This window comes from Niallia taxi (assembly GCF_004005475.1).
Classification (GTDB): Bacteria; Bacillota; Bacilli; order Bacillales; family Cytobacillaceae; genus Niallia; species Niallia taxi.
Genome location: NZ_RZTZ01000024.1, coordinates 20,103 through 35,378 on the forward strand (window position 1 = coordinate 20,103; position 15,276 = coordinate 35,378).

21 protein-coding genes are annotated in these 15,276 nt (G+C 39.3%); 13 read left to right on the plus strand and 8 right to left on the minus strand.

The window, feature by feature from the left end; all coding sequences use genetic code 11:
* Positions 1-114: 114 nt before the first annotated feature.
* A complete protein-coding gene (locus tag EM808_RS27000) occupies positions 115-834 on the plus strand; it encodes a YebC/PmpR family DNA-binding transcriptional regulator (RefSeq protein ID WP_127742715.1) in 720 nt (239 codons plus the stop codon).
* A gap of 276 nt (positions 835-1,110) precedes the next feature.
* Complete coding sequence (locus EM808_RS27005; RefSeq protein WP_127742717.1) at positions 1,111-1,770, plus strand: Type 1 glutamine amidotransferase-like domain-containing protein; 660 nt, start codon at positions 1,111-1,113, stop codon at positions 1,768-1,770.
* Between the two features lie 35 nt (positions 1,771-1,805).
* Here EM808_RS27005 and EM808_RS27010 read toward each other — a convergent pair whose 3' ends face one another.
* The 6 genes from EM808_RS27010 to EM808_RS27035 all read right to left on the minus strand — a co-directional run bounded on the left by EM808_RS27010 (position 1,806) and on the right by EM808_RS27035 (position 5,326).
* Complete coding sequence (locus tag EM808_RS27010; protein WP_127742719.1) at positions 1,806-2,498, minus strand: DsbA family protein; 693 nt, start codon at positions 2,496-2,498, stop codon at positions 1,806-1,808.
* 31 nt (positions 2,499-2,529) lie between these two features.
* Positions 2,530-2,931, minus strand: coding sequence for a DoxX family protein (locus EM808_RS27015; RefSeq protein WP_127742721.1), 402 nt, complete (start codon positions 2,929-2,931; stop codon positions 2,530-2,532).
* Between the two features lie 110 nt (positions 2,932-3,041).
* Complete coding sequence (locus tag EM808_RS27020; RefSeq protein ID WP_127742722.1) at positions 3,042-3,884, minus strand: M56 family metallopeptidase; 843 nt, start codon at positions 3,882-3,884, stop codon at positions 3,042-3,044.
* 2 nt (positions 3,885-3,886) lie between these two features.
* The gene (locus tag EM808_RS27025; protein ID WP_127742724.1) at positions 3,887-4,303 is read right to left on the minus strand and encodes a BlaI/MecI/CopY family transcriptional regulator; all 417 of its coding nucleotides are present in this window, start codon (positions 4,301-4,303) and stop codon (positions 3,887-3,889) included.
* Positions 4,304-4,461: 158 nt separating this feature from the next.
* The gene (locus tag EM808_RS27030; protein WP_127742726.1) at positions 4,462-4,965 is read right to left on the minus strand and encodes a GNAT family N-acetyltransferase; all 504 of its coding nucleotides are present in this window, start codon (positions 4,963-4,965) and stop codon (positions 4,462-4,464) included.
* Between the two features lie 121 nt (positions 4,966-5,086).
* Positions 5,087-5,326: a YueH family protein gene (locus EM808_RS27035; protein WP_164849807.1), complete on the minus strand. Its 240-nt coding sequence runs from the start codon at positions 5,324-5,326 to the stop codon at positions 5,087-5,089.
* 413 nt (positions 5,327-5,739) lie between these two features.
* Between EM808_RS27035 and EM808_RS27040 the strand changes: the two genes are divergently transcribed.
* From EM808_RS27040 to EM808_RS27060, 5 genes are all read left to right on the plus strand, one after another.
* Positions 5,740-6,231 carry a TVP38/TMEM64 family protein gene (locus EM808_RS27040; RefSeq protein ID WP_164849808.1) on the plus strand — a complete coding sequence of 164 codons (492 nt, stop codon included), beginning with the start codon at positions 5,740-5,742 and terminating at the stop codon, positions 6,229-6,231.
* Between the two features lie 115 nt (positions 6,232-6,346).
* Entirely contained in the window at positions 6,347-6,577 is a 231-nt protein-coding gene (locus EM808_RS27045) for a hypothetical protein (protein ID WP_127742732.1), read from the plus strand.
* Positions 6,578-6,766: 189 nt separating this feature from the next.
* Positions 6,767-7,630 carry an AraC family transcriptional regulator gene (locus tag EM808_RS27050; protein WP_127742734.1) on the plus strand — a complete coding sequence of 288 codons (864 nt, stop codon included), beginning with the start codon at positions 6,767-6,769 and terminating at the stop codon, positions 7,628-7,630.
* A gap of 20 nt (positions 7,631-7,650) precedes the next feature.
* Entirely contained in the window at positions 7,651-8,112 is a 462-nt protein-coding gene (locus EM808_RS27055) for a DinB family protein (RefSeq protein WP_127742736.1), read from the plus strand.
* A gap of 129 nt (positions 8,113-8,241) precedes the next feature.
* Positions 8,242-8,673 carry a hypothetical protein gene (locus EM808_RS27060; RefSeq protein WP_127742738.1) on the plus strand — a complete coding sequence of 144 codons (432 nt, stop codon included), beginning with the start codon at positions 8,242-8,244 and terminating at the stop codon, positions 8,671-8,673.
* Positions 8,674-8,723: 50 nt separating this feature from the next.
* On the opposite strand, the gene EM808_RS27065 is transcribed toward EM808_RS27060, so the two are convergent.
* Complete coding sequence (locus EM808_RS27065; RefSeq protein ID WP_127742740.1) at positions 8,724-8,993, minus strand: hypothetical protein; 270 nt, start codon at positions 8,991-8,993, stop codon at positions 8,724-8,726.
* A 420-nt stretch (positions 8,994-9,413) separates the two neighbouring features.
* Here EM808_RS27065 and EM808_RS27070 point away from each other — a divergent pair, with 420 nt between their 5' ends.
* Positions 9,414-10,052, plus strand: a complete 639-nt coding sequence (locus tag EM808_RS27070; protein WP_127742756.1) for a YcnI family copper-binding membrane protein — start codon at positions 9,414-9,416, stop codon at positions 10,050-10,052.
* A gap of 57 nt (positions 10,053-10,109) precedes the next feature.
* Here the strand turns inward: EM808_RS27070 and EM808_RS27075 are convergent, their stop codons facing one another.
* Positions 10,110-11,384, minus strand: a complete 1,275-nt coding sequence (locus EM808_RS27075) for an erythromycin esterase family protein (protein WP_127742742.1) — start codon at positions 11,382-11,384, stop codon at positions 10,110-10,112.
* A gap of 149 nt (positions 11,385-11,533) precedes the next feature.
* On the opposite strand from EM808_RS27075, the gene EM808_RS27080 reads away from it, so the two are divergent.
* The 5 genes from EM808_RS27080 (at position 11,534) to EM808_RS27100 (ending at position 14,965) form a co-directional block, all read left to right on the plus strand.
* The gene (locus EM808_RS27080; RefSeq protein ID WP_127742744.1) at positions 11,534-12,409 is read left to right on the plus strand and encodes an NAD(P)-dependent oxidoreductase; all 876 of its coding nucleotides are present in this window, start codon (positions 11,534-11,536) and stop codon (positions 12,407-12,409) included.
* A 179-nt stretch (positions 12,410-12,588) separates the two neighbouring features.
* Positions 12,589-13,551: a glycoside hydrolase family 43 protein gene (locus EM808_RS27085; RefSeq protein WP_127742746.1), complete on the plus strand. Its 963-nt coding sequence runs from the start codon at positions 12,589-12,591 to the stop codon at positions 13,549-13,551.
* 182 nt (positions 13,552-13,733) lie between these two features.
* Positions 13,734-14,057, plus strand: a complete 324-nt coding sequence (locus EM808_RS27090) for a DMT family transporter (RefSeq protein ID WP_127742758.1) — start codon at positions 13,734-13,736, stop codon at positions 14,055-14,057.
* Positions 14,057-14,368, plus strand: coding sequence for a DMT family transporter (locus EM808_RS27095; RefSeq protein ID WP_127742748.1), 312 nt, complete (start codon positions 14,057-14,059; stop codon positions 14,366-14,368). Before EM808_RS27090 ends, EM808_RS27095 begins: the two co-directional genes overlap by 1 nt.
* Before the next feature lie 18 nt (positions 14,369-14,386).
* A complete protein-coding gene (locus EM808_RS27100) occupies positions 14,387-14,965 on the plus strand; it encodes a TetR/AcrR family transcriptional regulator (protein WP_127742750.1) in 579 nt (192 codons plus the stop codon).
* The last annotated feature ends 311 nt before the right edge of the window (positions 14,966-15,276 follow it).

The window sequence follows — 15,276 nt, forward strand, 5'->3', positions numbered from 1 at the left end:
AGCATTGCTTAAAAGAAAAAGTCAAAATAAAATTACGTTAACAGGCATTGAAGAGCCGGCCAGTTGTTATCTATAATAGATAATGATGGATAAATCAGAAAGAGAGTGTTCAAAATGGGTCGTAAATGGAATAATATTAAAGAAAAAAAAGCATCAAAGGATGCAAACACAAGCCGTATATACGCTAAGTTTGGCCGTGAGATTTATGTGGCTGCAAAACAAGGCGAGCCAGATCCAGAATCAAACCAAGCATTAAAGGTTGTTTTAGAGCGCGCTAAAACGTACAGTGTACCAAAGAATATCATTGATCGTGCTATTGAAAAGGCGAAGGGCGGATCAGAAGAAACGTATGATGAGCTTCGCTATGAAGGATTTGGTCCAAGTGGTTCAATGGTAATCGTTGATGCACTTACAAACAATGTAAACAGAACAGCTTCAGATGTTCGTGCTGCATTCGGGAAAAACGGCGGCAACATGGGTGTCAGTGGATCAGTTGCTTATATGTTTGATGCAACAGCTGTTATCGGTGTTGAAGGCAAATCAGAAGAAGAAGTATTGGAATTATTGATGGAAGCAGATGTTGATGTTCGTGACATTATTGCTGAAGACGACTCTGTTATTGTGTATGCAGAGCCAGACCAATTCCATGCAGTACAAGAAGCATTCAAAAGTGCTGGTGTTACAGAATTTACTGTAGCAGAATTAACAATGCTTGCTCAAAACGATGTAACACTTGATGAAGAATCACAAGCGAAATTTGAAAAGATGATCGATGCTATTGAAGATTTAGAGGATGTTCGCCAAGTCTACCACAATGTTGATTTAGGTGAATAATTAAGCAAATGAAACCTTTCTCGTTAAGAGAAGGGTTTTTTTAAATTTATGAAAAATGCTGTGATACAATAAGGGTATATTTGGAAGATCCTTAAGGTAATAAGAGAATTAACGTGTAAAGTATAGCGATAGTAGGCTTAGGCGCATCGTTAGGAACTTTAATTTGCATATGGAACAGGAGGCTTGAATCAAAGACATCTGATTAAAGGAACATTTAATCGTTCGTATCAAGATGATAAGGAAGTCTTTGAGAATAGAGGATAAGGGGGAGATAAGTTGGCACGTCATTTTTATGCTTTTGGGAGCGGACCGCCATTTACTACTGAAATGGCGCAGCAATATGTGGAACAGACAAAAAGGGGAATGATTGCGATCTTGTTGGTGGATCGGGAAGGCTGGCTTGATTATATGCCTGACTATACAGACAAACTAAAACAATATGGTGCAGAAAGGTTTCGGTATTTACCGCTCCCAAGTACTACAGAAGAGCAAGTCATAAAAACGATTAAAGACAGTGGAGGCGTGATTATTTGCGGCGGAGACACGAGCCGTTATGCAGAATATATCGCTGATACTATTATCGGAGCAGCGATAAAAGAGGCGTATGTGCGGGGAGTACCAGTTGCAGGCTTTTCAGCAGGCGCATTGATAAGTCCGCAAAACTGCATTATTTCTAGTAAAGATAACAAAGAGCAGCGATATGTGGAACGGAATGGCATTGGCTTGCTTTTTAATACTTACTTTGCTGTTCATTTTTCTGAATGGGATGAAAAACCTCATTTACAAGCAATTTTCGCCAAGCATCCAACCGCCAATGTATATGGTATTGATGAAAAAACTGGTGTTTACTTTCATAATGGAATATTAGAGAGAATGGAAGGGGTAGGGGTCTATCAAATGCAAGACGGCATATGCAGAAAAATAAATAATGCATAAAAAAGAGAGTACAAGTATGTACTCTCTAGATTTGATTACTTTTCAGCTGCTTCATTTACCATATCTAATAATTCATTATAGCTTGAGCCTTCGAATTTAACACCGTTGACATAAATCGTTGGAGTTCCGGTAATGTTTAATTGATTGACATAATCTAAATCCTTTTGCAAAGAGTCTTTCGCTGTTTGCGTTTGGAACGCTTCTGTCACTCTTGTGATGTCTTCATCTGTCGCTCCAGCATCCTTCAGACGCTCTTTCAAGAATTCCTCTGTATATGTTTCTTCTGTTTCATTATCAGGCTGATTAGCGAAAATGGAATCATGAAACTTCCAGAAAATATCGTTGCCTAGTTCGCTATAAACAGTTTCGGCAAAAAGTGCCGAAGTAGTGGAATCAGCATGTATAAACGGATAATTCATATAATAGAATTTCGCTTTACCTGTGTCGATTAAGTTTTCCTTTACGACAGGGAAAAAGGATTCATTAAAGTTTTTACAGACAGGACAGCGGTAGTCTCCGAATTCTACGATACTGACACTAGCAGATTCTTCTCCTAATACAGGTTGATTTTCATAGTCGAAATCAAACCCTTTTTCAGGAAGATTTGCTAAAATGACAAGCCCTGCAATACATACGACAACGATACCGATGATCCAATAAATAAATTTAGAAGGCTTGTTCCCAGTTGATTGTGATTTTTTTTGTTTCTGATTCTTCGTTTTTGCCACAATGACTTCTCCTTTTTATTTAACAAGCATTTTAAACATTCTGTTCTTTCTTCCTACTTGATAGTATAACATTATCTACAGAATATGCCTGTTCTTTATTTAAAACTAATAATAGAGACATTGCAAGCAGTGATAGATCAAATTCAAATCCGCCCACTAAGCCATTTTGCAGGCTGACTGTCGCAATTGCTACTACCATAATAGCGGCAAACAATGCGGCAATAATTCTCGTTGCAAGTCCAAGGATAATAAGAGCACCACCAATTAGTTCAATTCCAGCGACAAGATAGGCAGAGAACCCAGGCAGGCCTAAACTAGTGAAGAATCCAGCAGTATTGTCTATTCCTCCCTGGAATTTAGATAACCCATGTGCAAAAAATATCACTCCAAGAACAACGCGAATGACAACAATACCGATATGTGTAAATTTCATTAATGATTTCCTCCTTTAATTAATTAGTGTATATAAAACACTACAAATGCAGTGTGTATATTTAGCGGATTATTTACACTACATTATGTAGTGTAATGGTGTAAAAAAAATTAGTAATGCAGCAGTTTAGAGAAAACTAAACTCAGCAGTGTAAAAATGGATAGGGAAGCAGCACTATTAACTAGCGGCCATTTTATTTTATTGCTCGTATTAGGCTCAATCATATTTTGAATACGGTAGTTAATTGAGCCGTCTGCAAACGAAACGAAGCTTGCAGGATGCTGCACTTGTTTACTGTTAATCATTTTTAACAAAGCACTTGATATATGCAATCTCTGTCCACTTTTATTGATTGCGTAATTATCAGCAAGCACTTCCCGAACGATTGAAAATTGCTGGGCCAGCCATTTAAGGATAGGCAGGAACCAAAGCACCTTAGCGAAAAGCTCCATCATAAAGGTTTTCATCGGGTCAAACTGGTAGGAGTGATGAAATTCGTGATAAATTACAGACTCCATTTCCTCATCAGATAGGATATCCCATAAACCAGTTGTCAGCACAATTTGTGGCTTCGTAAATCCAACAGTAATCGCAAAAGGCTGTTCGCACTGAATAACATGGATGCGGTTTGTCTGAAATCGACTATTCCATTCACGGCTCAACTCACTGCATGTCAGACCAGTTATCTTTGTTCTAAGGTTATGCAGTTTCTTTATTTGTATCATGCAAAACCATAACAAATGAAGTAGTGTAAAGGCGACAAATGCAAGCAGGATATATTCCAAAAAAGGAACCCCAAACATCTCAAACAGCTGCTGGCAAGCTTGGAACAGATTAAAGCGAATGTCAAAATTGCTTGTGAGCGAATAAATATACCATATCATCTGAAGGAGGATACTGCCGCTTATCAATACGCTGATCAGCAACAGGTAATTAGCATAATTTTTCGTCATTCTTATCGATCCTTTTTCCAATCTTTTATTTTTTGTTCCAGTTTTGCCACTAAACCTTCATCAACATTTTGCAATGCATCAAGCATATGGTTGACGACAACACTTGATCCAAACTCATCCATAAGCTCATATGTAAGCTCCTTAGACTGTGTATTCAAAAAGTCTTCCCGCGACAACATAGGAGAGTAAAGAAAGCTTCTGCCAACATGGCGTTTGTTAAGTATCCCTTTATCTGCCAAGCGGTTCATAACAGTCATAACGGTATTAAAGCTAACAGCTTTGTCTGTTTCTAAGTGTGTCTGCACACTTTTTATGGAAAGCTCTTCCTTTTCCCAGAGCAAATCCATTATTCTAGCTTCCAACGGTCCAAAAAATCGATTTAAACCTTTTTCATGAACTTTAAATTTATTTATCTTCATGATTGCTGCACCTCACACTACACATTGTAGTGCAGGTGGATATGGACAGTCAAGAAAACAGGTACAGTGTTACAAAACAGTAAAGAGTTCGTAATAATCAACTAATTTTTAATAGTATTTCATTTGCTTTCTGTTTGGAAAGCAAATGATCATATGCTTTATAATACAAGCTGAAAGAGGGCTTCGTCTTGAGCAGTGTCTTCCAAATAATGAATTCCCAAATAGGCAAACCCAATCTTACCAAGGATATTTAATGCTTTTTTGTTTTCAACACTGCTGGAGGCGATGATACTTTTCGGCTGATAAACTTCTGCTGCATATCGAATGCAGGCAACAGCAGCTTCAGAAGCAAAGCCCTTGCCCCAAGCGTCCTTCATGAAATGAAAAACCAGCTCAATATCCTCGTCAGCGGATTCTATATCAAATCCTGCAGCACCGATGAGCTGGCCAGACGAGATATCTTCTACACCATATACAGTAATGCCGTAATCCTGCTGTGATTGAGCATAGAAATCAATGACTTGCGGCAGTAGTTCTGCTGAAATGCTTCCGCCAGTATAGGCCATAACCTCATCATTGCCCCAAAACAAATCACAATTTTTAGCATCCAGAGCAGTCAATAAACGGAAGCCCAGCCTTTCGCTTTTAAAAATATAGCTCACATTCAAAACTCCTTTAACGAATTATCATATCCTAGAGTATCAGAAGTCGCACGATTCGTCCAAAGGAAAAAGGGATTTGTTAGTCAGTAAATTAGGAGGTGGTGTAAATGAAAAAAATATGTTAGCATTTTGCAGTATGCTCTAATATCTTATCAGCCAAGCTCATGATATCCCCTTCATACATATGGTAATGGAGGGATGCTTGGATGTATTCATTTTTCTGCATGTCATCATCGCTTATGTTTAACTCTGCAGACCAATGGATTGTCGGAATCGCAACAATAACTCGTCCATCCTCTGTATAAGTTATATAAAGCTCTGTATCTTTCTGGCCTAAATGTGTTTCTAATAAAATAGCCATAGATAAACCTCCTTTGTGGATTAAATCTATTATACTCCTCATAAAATACCATTTCTTGTATATTTGACAAATTTAATCAAAATGTAATGGAAATCGACTATAACCTAAATAAACCGAGGAAAAGCTATGTTTATTTTTACATGTTTAGCAGGTATGTTAGGAAATGGGGATAAAAAGTAAATGGGCTTGTTAATGGTTAATTCGTAAGATGGCTTGCCATATATATAAGAAAAAAGGTGATCGCTATAAAAAAATTATGGAAATTACTTTCTTTTGTTGGAACAGTTGTTTTAATCAGCTTCATGTTATACCAGCTAGAAATATTTCATGCAATAAGAAATGGAGAACTAAAGGAATTCACAGCTTATTATCGGAATAACGAAATTTATGCACTCATACTGAGCTTAATTATAATGGTTATACAAAATAGCTTTACAGTAATTCCGTTAATACTTGTGATCACAATAAATTATTATGCCTTCGGCTTTTTTTATGGTTTTATGTGGAGCTGGATTTCCAGTATTGTCGCAGCAATCATTGTGTTTGTGGCAGTCCGTTATTGGTTACAGGATTTCGTCCAAAAAAAAGCACATGGTGAGGCGCTTCGGAAAATTGAAAATAAAGGTGGACAGTATGTGTTTTATGCGAGGGTTTTACCATTTTTCCCTACAAGCATACTAAATATATTGGCGGCAGTAACAACCATCTCCTTAAAAGGATTTGTGGTCGGAACAGCTGCAGGCAACTTTTTGTACTTTTTTGTGTTATCCTTAATCCCATTTGGTTTTCTGTCTACCGATATTAACCCGATTCTCATTGTACTGATTATCCTTGCAGTGACAGTCGTAGTTTATTTCATTCAGAAGCAAAAAAAAGTAAAAGCAAAAGCAGCCAATAATGAATAACAACGAAAGCTGCCGATTTATATCGGCAGCTTTTTACATTTATGGTGAAATTTCTATAAAAAAGTGAAACTAAATGAACTTTAATTCGTAAATAATAAAAAGGAGGCTGAAAATTATGTATATTGTCATTATATTAGTAGGGATACTGTTTATCGCATCACTTTTCTCAAAGGGTTCAAAAGCATCTAAAATTTCCAAATCAACACACGCGAGCTACACACCATGGGATTTACCTGGAAACGGATATCATGATGGCGGTCACAGCCACCACCACCACTCGAATCATGACTGCGGTTCCTCATTCAGCTCAGACGGCGGATGTGGCGGAGATGGTGGCAGCGCATAAGGATAAAGATTCATCACAACAGTCCAAATTATGGGGGCTGTTTTTATTTTCTCCAATATCAACATTAGGAAGAAGGAAATAAGAGAAGCAATCAAGAATGCTTAGTTGAAAAACCTGTTTGAATCGAGCAAGAAATGACAGGCGCAAGGATATAATTGCAGCTAAACTGTAAGGAAGGATGTGATACTAGTGACATGGCTTGAAGGTTTGCAAAAGGCACTCCAATATATGGAAGAACATCTGGATGAGAAATTGGAGACGTCAGAAATTGCCAAGCAGGCTTGCCTTTCCTCTTTCCATTTTCAACGGACATTCTCTGTTTTGACTGACACAACGGTTGGTGAATATATACGGAGGAGACGTCTGTCTTGTGCGGGACAGGAATTGATGAATAAAGAGCTGCGGGTGTTGGACGCTGCCCTTAAATATGGCTATGAATCACCAGAAGCATTCACAAAAGCTTTCCGAAAACAGCATGGCTCAACACCGAGTGATATTCGCAACGGAAAGGGAAAGCTGACTATCTATAATCCTTTTTCCATACAAATTCTTTTAAAGGGAGCAGAACCAATGAATGTGAAAATTGTCGAAATGGAAGGTTTTCAAGCAATTGGCAAGAAGAGATCCTTTTCTTATAAGGAAGGAGAGAATTTTCGAGAAATACCGCGTTTTTGGAGTGAGGCAAATGGTGATGGTTCAACAGAAGCATTAGCAGCATGGAATAACGGCCAAATTAGGGGAATTCTTGGTATATGCACCGACACAAACAGCGAAAACAAGGATATGAATTATTGGATTGCAGCGGCCTCCACGAAAGAAGCTCAGCAAGGCTACGATACCATTACAATTCCACCATCAAAATGGGCGATATTCGCAGTACATGGAGCAATGCCTGACAGCATGCAGCAAACATGGAAAAAAATTTATGGCGAATGGTTCCCGACTAGCGGCTATATGCAAGTAGCCTCCCCGCAGTTAGAAGTATACGGAGAAGGAAACCCACACAGCGCGAATTATTATTCAGAAATTTGGATACCTGTTGAAAGACCATAAACACTTGAAGGGAGATTGCCATGCAATCGTTATTTGAATATAACTGGCAAGTAAGGGATGAGTGGCTGAAATGGTGTGAGTCCATTCCTGAACAGGAGCTGCTTGCCAAGCGAACAGGAGGCTTGCAAGGGATATTGGCAACACTTGTACATATTATTGACGTAGAGTACAGCTGGCTGCTCGCACTTGCAGGAAAGGAAACAGTAGAATTTACAGCTTTTGAGTACAATAGTCTTGAAAAGATAAAGACCTTATCAGATAAGGTGAAAGCAGAGGTTCGAGAGTTGCTGATTGACAATTTTTCTAAGGATCAGTCTGAAAGAATCAAAGTTTCATGGCAAGATGAAGCCTTCTCAAGAGCAGAAATTATCAATCACTGCATCGTTCACGAAGTCCATCATATTGGTCAGCTGTCCGTTTGGGCGAGAGAAATTGGGCAGGATTGTGTGAGTGCTAATTTTATTGGCAGGGGATTAAACTAGATTTTATTGCTTGTATCGTTAAATCCAATGGCAGCTACAAAGAAAAATAAATCTATTAATAGAAGTTAAGAAAAACTTAAGCTTCCTAATCCATAATGAACCTACATTACGAATTAGGAGAGAGATAAAATGAAAAAAATACAATCTATCGCAATTATTGCAGCAATGCTTTTATTACTAGCACAATCGATATTAGGTGTTACCTCTTACTTTAGCGCTGGCTCTGCACCAGAAATGGGGCAAATGAACGGACAAGCGCCTAGCATGCAAATGAATGGTTCCTCGGATAGTTCAACAAGTTCAACTAGTGATACGACGCAAAGCACGGACAGCACAGAAAATTCTGCAGCAGCTGCTGATTCTGGATTTGATCCAAGTCAGGCACAAGGTAATATGCCAGCAATGAATGGCATGAATGGTCCAGGTACAGGCGCGGAAAATAAGAGTGTGTTAGAATTAGCCCTTAGCATTGCTGGTCTTGTCGTTTCTGTTGGTGGCCTTGTATTAATGATGCTTGGCTGGAAAAAGACGAAGAAGCAAGAAACAACATCTATCGTTTAATAAAAAAAGCATTTCGCCCTATTGGCGAAATGCTTTTTTATTTGAGCAAGTCAATAATACGGTGGATAATAAGAATTGTAAGGATTGTAAGAATTGTAAGGATAATTAGGATAATATTGATTTGGGTTCATGTAGTTTGGAAACTGCTTATATGGATAAATGATCGTTGGATTTCCTGCACTAAAGCCTGCAGACGGAGCAACAAAGCCAGTTAAAGTTGCGGCTCCATGCCCAACTACTGGTGCAACATGCACTCCTCCTACTGTGGGGGCACCAACAACAACTGGAGCACCTCCATGTAATCTTGTACTATGAAACATAAAATCCCTCCCTTTACCTTTACAATATGAGGGGGATTGGGGAGAAGTATAGGCAGCCGTGTAAGGACAGGCCAAGAATTGTGGAATTAGTCACTTTATTTTGTATTTTACAATTGGATAGCCATGGCCTTATAAGAAATTTTTGTGCTAGTTAAATAGGAATGACCTAAATTCTCTTAGTTTATAATCTTGTCTATTTTGTGTCTTATAGATAAGATTAAGGTGATGCTTTATCACCATATGTTTTAAAAGTAGAAAAAGCGGCCAAACTGGCTATTATTACTTGTTCACAAATTTGCCACAAATATAAATGTAAAGCGCTTAACACATCTGTTATGATAAAGAAGGTTGTACCTATTTACATAGTGTTTTAAACACTTGTGAAAAAAAGAACGAAAAGGAGTTAAAAGCATGATACATATGAAAAAAAGAATTACAGCATTTTTAGTTACATTTGCAGCAGTATTTTTGATTGCTCTTCCAGCGAGCGCTCATGTAACTGTTAACCCGGCAACATCCACAACAGAGGCATGGGAAACGTATACGGTTAAAATCCCTGTTGAAAAGGAACTTAACACAAATAAAGTATCCATCAAGATTGCTGACAATGTAGATTTTAAAATGTATCAGCCTGTTGATGGCTGGAAGGTAACTACTGAAAAGAATGATGATGATAAAGTAACGACTGTTACATGGGAAGCAGAAAACGATGATGCGGCAATCAAACCAGGCGAATATCGTCTTTTCAGCTTTACTGCCCAAAATCCTGCTGATGCAGGTGAAGTAATTTGGGATGCATTCCAATATTACACAGATGGAAGCATTGTAGAATGGACTGGTGATGCAGATGCGGATCTTCCTCATTCTGTAACAGAAATCACTAAGGCTACAGCAACAACAGATAGCCATGGCCATACTTCAGATCATGATGCAGACACTGATGAGTCAGCTGACAGCGATGAAGACACTGCAGGTTCTTCAACAAGCAACGTTTTATCCATTGCAGCAATCATTATTTCTGTTATCGCAATCGTGTTAACATTTATAAGAAGAAAATAATCAGCGTTTTAAAAGGGAGTAGCATATGTCTACTCCCTTTTATTATGGTAAAAACAGCTAATCACTTATTACTTCAACAGGCAGTGGCGAAAGGGCAGTTGATTTGTCCACATAAATAAAGCTATTATATCTTTCTGAAATGCTGGATGGAACATAGTTTCCATATTGCTCATATTCAGGATGGTATACAACTCCAACAGCACGATGGCCGACACGCTCTTCAAACAGCGTTTTATTCTCCTGGGAAAAAATGAAAAATTTATCGTGGGACCCTGCACGATGAAGCATTTCCTCCCAGCTGCCACGCATTGCTTTCGGTAATGTCATTTTTTCATAAGGGGCTCCCCATTTGTCTCCGGCAATAACGGTACCGCTGTATGTCCCAAAACCAACGGAAAAGATATTTTCTGTCCCATATTTTTCACGGGTGATTTGGCCCACATTCACTAAGCCTTCCTGCTCCATTGTCGTTGCCCTCGCATCACCAATATGAGTGTTATGCTCCCATATTATTCCTTTTGCTTCACTGCCATAGAAGCTGCTGATATGGGATAAGGCTTCGACCATATGATGATCTCGAATATTCCACGATTCCTGATCATCTGTAATCATTGTTTTATAATAATTCTCCGCGTTTTTCGATACTAAGGCATTTATCTCAAGACTAAGCTGCTCTTCTTCGTTAAAATCACCGCTTTTGCTGTTAGCCTGCTGGATAGCCTGCAGCAGCTCTAGAATTTCTTCCCGACAGCTTTCGCCAAGTAATGCCGCTGACATCCCATATGTTTGGGCCTTTCTGTTATACGGCTCAAAGCATTCAATCGCCTTTAATGCCTTTTCCACATGAGGAGACTTCGTTTCTTGTAAGTAGTGAACAATTGCTTCCATTGACTCCCAAAGACTATACACATCCAAGCCGTAAAAACCAGCTTTATTGCCAGCTTCTTTATTGCTATTAAAGCTTTTCAGCCAGTCAAGCAAGGGGATAATTTCTTCATTTGCCCACATCCATGTCGGCCAGCGGTTAAAATGGGCCAATACTTCTCTGGCATTTGCAGCTGTTGAATCATTTTTCACATATTTATTCACCTCATAGCATGACGGCCAGTCGCCTTCCACTGCCACAAAGGAAAAGCCATGTTCCTGAATCAGTTTTTTGGTAATTTCGGCACGAAGAGAATAAAATTCAGCTGTACCGTGTGTTGCTTCACCAAGCAAAACATATTTAGCCTTGCCGGCTTCCTTAATAAGCGGTTCAAGATCATCTATCCCTTGAAAGGCTTTGCTGTGCTTCTGAATATTTTCTATATGTTCATTTATTTTTATAAGCATATTATGTCCTCCAAAACTGTGTTATAGAAATAGCTTGTTCGTTCCAACCGGATGTATGCAAGGAGGAAATGTTTTTGTGAATGCAGGAAAAATGACTGAAATCACCGAATAGTGCATAACAAACAATATAGAGATTGAGGAGAGTTGAAATGAAGGTAGCGTTGATCGGACTTGGCAATATGGGCCTACCAATTGCAGAAAATATATTAAAAAGCGGGCATAAGCTTGTCATTTACAACAGAACAGCAAGTAAACTGCAATCACTTGTGGAAAAAGGTGCTGAAATGGCAGTTAGCCCCGCAGATGCAGCACAAAAAGCAACTATCGTATTTACAATACTTTCTGATGATAAAGCAGCAGAAGCAGTAGTTTATGGTGAGAAAGGGATAATCAGTGGACTGCCAAAAGACGGAATTCATGTTTCAGTCAGTACGTTAAGTGTAGAATTAGCGAAAAAGCTTGAAGAAGATCACCAGAAAAATAGTCAAGCCTTCGTGTCTTGCCCAGTATTGGGACGACCTGATGCAGCAGCTGCTGCTGCGTTGCGATTACTTGTAGCAGGACCAAAGCAAGCGAGGGAGAAAATTATGCCAGTCCTAAATGAGCTAGGCAAAGATATTTTTGTAGTTGGAGAAAAAGGACATTTAGCCAATGTTGTAAAGCTAGGAAATAACTTTTTAATTGTCTCCATGCTTGAGGCATTATCTGAGGCATTTGTATTCGTTGAAAAGTATGGAATCAAGGCAGACGCCTTTTTAGAAATTGCAAATACATTGTTCGCTTCACCAGTTTATCAAAACTACGGGAAAATCATGGTAGAAGAAAGGTTTGAAGAAGCTGGATTCAAGCTTGCATTAGGCTTGAAGGACGTTAATTTAATGCTTGAAGCAGCGCATAATGCTAAAATCAGCCTGCCAACTGCCGAAATTGCAAAAAAGCATTATGAAGAAGGAATCGAGCAGGGCTGGAGTGATCTCGACTGGGCCGCAATCGTAAAGCTGCTTAGAGAAAAGAGTGAGCATTAAATGGACAGATATCCTTGATAAGCAAGGGTATCTTTTTTTTGAAACAGTTACCATTCCTGTTTGTTTTGAAAGGGTTTTCATTTATCGAGGGAGAATATATAATTGTTTGAAATTTTTTCAGAAAGGAGGATCCGGTATCGTTTTTTCAGTCTTTTAAAAAAAGAAATGAGGGGATAACGATGAAAAGAAAAGGAAAGGGCTTTAAACTGAAAATAGCATTACTTGTTCTGGTGGCTTGTTTATCTATCAGCAGTTCAGCATCTGCCAGCTTTTGGAGTTTGACAGGGGACCTGCAAATCCATGACCCTTCGATTATTAAAGAAGGCAACACTTGGTACACATTCGGGACAGGAAGCCCAAATGGAATAAGGGTGCTGAGAAGCGATAATGGAACAAACTGGTATCAGGCACCAACAATTTTTCCAACTGCACCCTCCTGGTGGGCCAACTATGTGCCTAATTATGAGAAAAACCAATGGGCACCAGATATCAGCTATTATAATGGCAGGTACTGGCTCTACTATTCTGTTTCTTCCTTCGGCTCCAATACATCTTTGATTGGTCTTCTTTCAACCTCTAGTATTACTTCCGGCCAATGGCGCGATGATGGGCTTGTCACACGCTCTGTATCCTCCAATAACTATAATGCAATCGACGGTGATCTTGTCATTGACAAGGATGGCAATCCATGGCTGTCCTTTGGTTCATTTTGGAGCGGTATTAAGCTGACACGTCTTGATAAGACAACAATGAAGCCAACAGGCAGCTTGTATTCCATTGCTGCAAGACCGAATAATAATGGAGCAGTTGAAGCGCCTAATATTGTCTATCGCAATGGATACTACTATTTGTTTGTGTCCTTTGACAGCTGCTGTCAAGGCGTGAACAGCACATACAAAATGGCCGTTGGCAGATCTACATCCATTACTGGACCTTATGTAGATAAGAACGGTGTCAATATGCTTAATGGCGGCGGCACGATATTCGATACAGGCAATGACCGCTGGAAAGGCCCAGGCCATTCAGATATTTTAAACAACAATCTAATTGTTCGCCATTCGTATGATGCATTAAACAATGGAATGCCAACAATGCTCATAAATGATTTGTATTGGGATTCAAGCGGCTGGCCAACCTATTAGCTTAAACTTTAGAAAGCAGCGGCTTTCAAACATATTTGTTTGAAAACCGCTGCTTTCTTTCTTTATAATGATTTTTAGACAAAGTGGTGATAGTTGACTTCCCATAACTTTCATGAAATAATAACTAACGAACGGTCGGTAGTTAATTTCAAAGGAGGAACAACAATGAATCGACATGGGTGATGGTGCTTGCCGCAGGCCTAATGGAGGTTGCTTGGGTGTCAGGATTAAAGCATGCTGATACTGCCTTAGAATGGGCTGGTACAGCGCTCGCTATTATAATCAGCTTTGCTGTGCTAATATATGCAACAAAGGTTTTGCCAGTTGGAACAGTCTATGCAGTATTTACAGGTCTTGGTACAATAGGAACAGTTATTGCAGAAATGCTGTTTTTCGGAGAACCGTTCCATCTTATGAAGCTGTTGCTTGTTATCGTATTGCTTATAGGGGTAATCGGCTTGAAGGTCGTCACAGATGAAAGCAGTTCAGCAGAGGAGGGCTCTTAATGGCATGGTTAGCATTAGTTGGTGCAGGATTATTTGAAGTGTTCGGTGTTGTTAATATGAAGCGGGCTGCCATGAAGAAATGGGATGCCATTATTTTGTTAATTATCGGGTTTGCCTGCAGCTTTTCCCTGCTGTCATATGCCATGAATACCATTCCGATGGGGACGGCCTATGGTGTATGGACGGGAATTGGAACGGTCGGGTCCGCTTTTCTTGGAATGTTTATATATGGAGAACCGAAGGATGCAAAAAGACTCTTTTTTATTGGACTTATATTAGCTGCTGCAATTGGCTTAAAGCTTATCGGATAAAGGAGGAAAAGAGTAAAGATGACAAAAGAAGATTTAAAAAAAGCGGCCATCAAGCATTTCACGCAATCAGGCTACGAAGGAGCATCACTTTCGATGATTGCGGATGAGGTCGGCATAAAAAAATCCTCTATTTATTCCCATTTCAGCAGCAAGGATGCCTTGTTTTTAGAGGTGCTAAGAGAAGCAAAGGCAGTTGAAATCCAGACGAAAAAAGCGTATTTCAAGGAATTTGCTAATCTTGGACCAGAGACTTTTTTGTATGAATATTTAGTGGCAGTGAAAAGACTGTTCGAAGAAAACCAGAGCTTGAAATTCTGGCTCAGAATGAGCTTCTTTCCACCGAGTCATTTATATGCTGCAATTGTCGAGGAAGTGGTTGAGGTCGAGGTGCTTCAGGAGAACATGCTTGAACAATCCTTTCAAAAATGGCTTGAAGAGGGTGTCATCACAGGCTTGGATGAAAAGACCCTCACGACTGCATATACTGGTATTTTGATGAGCATCATGGTGGAGCTCGTATACGATCATACCGAAAAAAAAGCCGAAGAAAAACTGGCGGCTTGCTGGAAGGTATATTGGCAAGCATTGAAAAAATAAAAGGCTGGGACATAAGTATGTGAATTTGCATAAAAACCGAACCAATTAATCAACCAACGATTAAATAGTTCGGATTTTTGTGTTTTTTAGTTTTAATACACTAATTAGAAAACTTAGTGGAATGGAGCGGAGGTCACTCGACTCCTGCGGGAAATAGAGGAAAGGATGAGACCCCGCAGGCGAATGCAGTGCACCCCCATTGTTGGACACCTAAGTTCAACAATAGGAGGTGCCTGGGTGGGTAAATTTAATGAATCAGAAAAACACTTGGTTATTCAGCGTTATTTAAACGAGAGGATTGGCTACAGGGA

Coding starts and splice junctions, on each gene's coding strand:
- EM808_RS27000 (WP_127742715.1), top strand. CDS start 115: ATGGGTCGTAAATGGAATAATATTAAAGAAAAAAAAGCATCAAAGGAT.
- EM808_RS27015 (WP_127742721.1), bottom strand. CDS start 2,931: ATGAAATTTACACATATCGGTATTGTTGTCATTCGCGTTGTTCTTGGA.
- EM808_RS27020 (WP_127742722.1), bottom strand. CDS start 3,884: ATGACGAAAAATTATGCTAATTACCTGTTGCTGATCAGCGTATTGATA.
- EM808_RS27025 (WP_127742724.1), bottom strand. CDS start 4,303: ATGAAGATAAATAAATTTAAAGTTCATGAAAAAGGTTTAAATCGATTT.
- EM808_RS27035 (WP_164849807.1), bottom strand. CDS start 5,326: ATGGCTATTTTATTAGAAACACATTTAGGCCAGAAAGATACAGAGCTT.
- EM808_RS27040 (WP_164849808.1), top strand. CDS start 5,740: ATGGTTATACAAAATAGCTTTACAGTAATTCCGTTAATACTTGTGATC.
- EM808_RS27045 (WP_127742732.1), top strand. CDS start 6,347: ATGTATATTGTCATTATATTAGTAGGGATACTGTTTATCGCATCACTT.
- EM808_RS27055 (WP_127742736.1), top strand. CDS start 7,651: ATGCAATCGTTATTTGAATATAACTGGCAAGTAAGGGATGAGTGGCTG.
- EM808_RS27060 (WP_127742738.1), top strand. CDS start 8,242: ATGAAAAAAATACAATCTATCGCAATTATTGCAGCAATGCTTTTATTA.
- EM808_RS27065 (WP_127742740.1), bottom strand. CDS start 8,993: ATGTTTCATAGTACAAGATTACATGGAGGTGCTCCAGTTGTTGTTGGT.
- EM808_RS27070 (WP_127742756.1), top strand. CDS start 9,414: ATGAAAAAAAGAATTACAGCATTTTTAGTTACATTTGCAGCAGTATTT.
- EM808_RS27075 (WP_127742742.1), bottom strand. CDS start 11,384: ATGCTTATAAAAATAAATGAACATATAGAAAATATTCAGAAGCACAGC.
- EM808_RS27080 (WP_127742744.1), top strand. CDS start 11,534: ATGAAGGTAGCGTTGATCGGACTTGGCAATATGGGCCTACCAATTGCA.
- EM808_RS27085 (WP_127742746.1), top strand. CDS start 12,589: ATGAAAAGAAAAGGAAAGGGCTTTAAACTGAAAATAGCATTACTTGTT.
- EM808_RS27090 (WP_127742758.1), top strand. CDS start 13,734: ATGGTGCTTGCCGCAGGCCTAATGGAGGTTGCTTGGGTGTCAGGATTA.
- EM808_RS27095 (WP_127742748.1), top strand. CDS start 14,057: ATGGCATGGTTAGCATTAGTTGGTGCAGGATTATTTGAAGTGTTCGGT.
- EM808_RS27100 (WP_127742750.1), top strand. CDS start 14,387: ATGACAAAAGAAGATTTAAAAAAAGCGGCCATCAAGCATTTCACGCAA.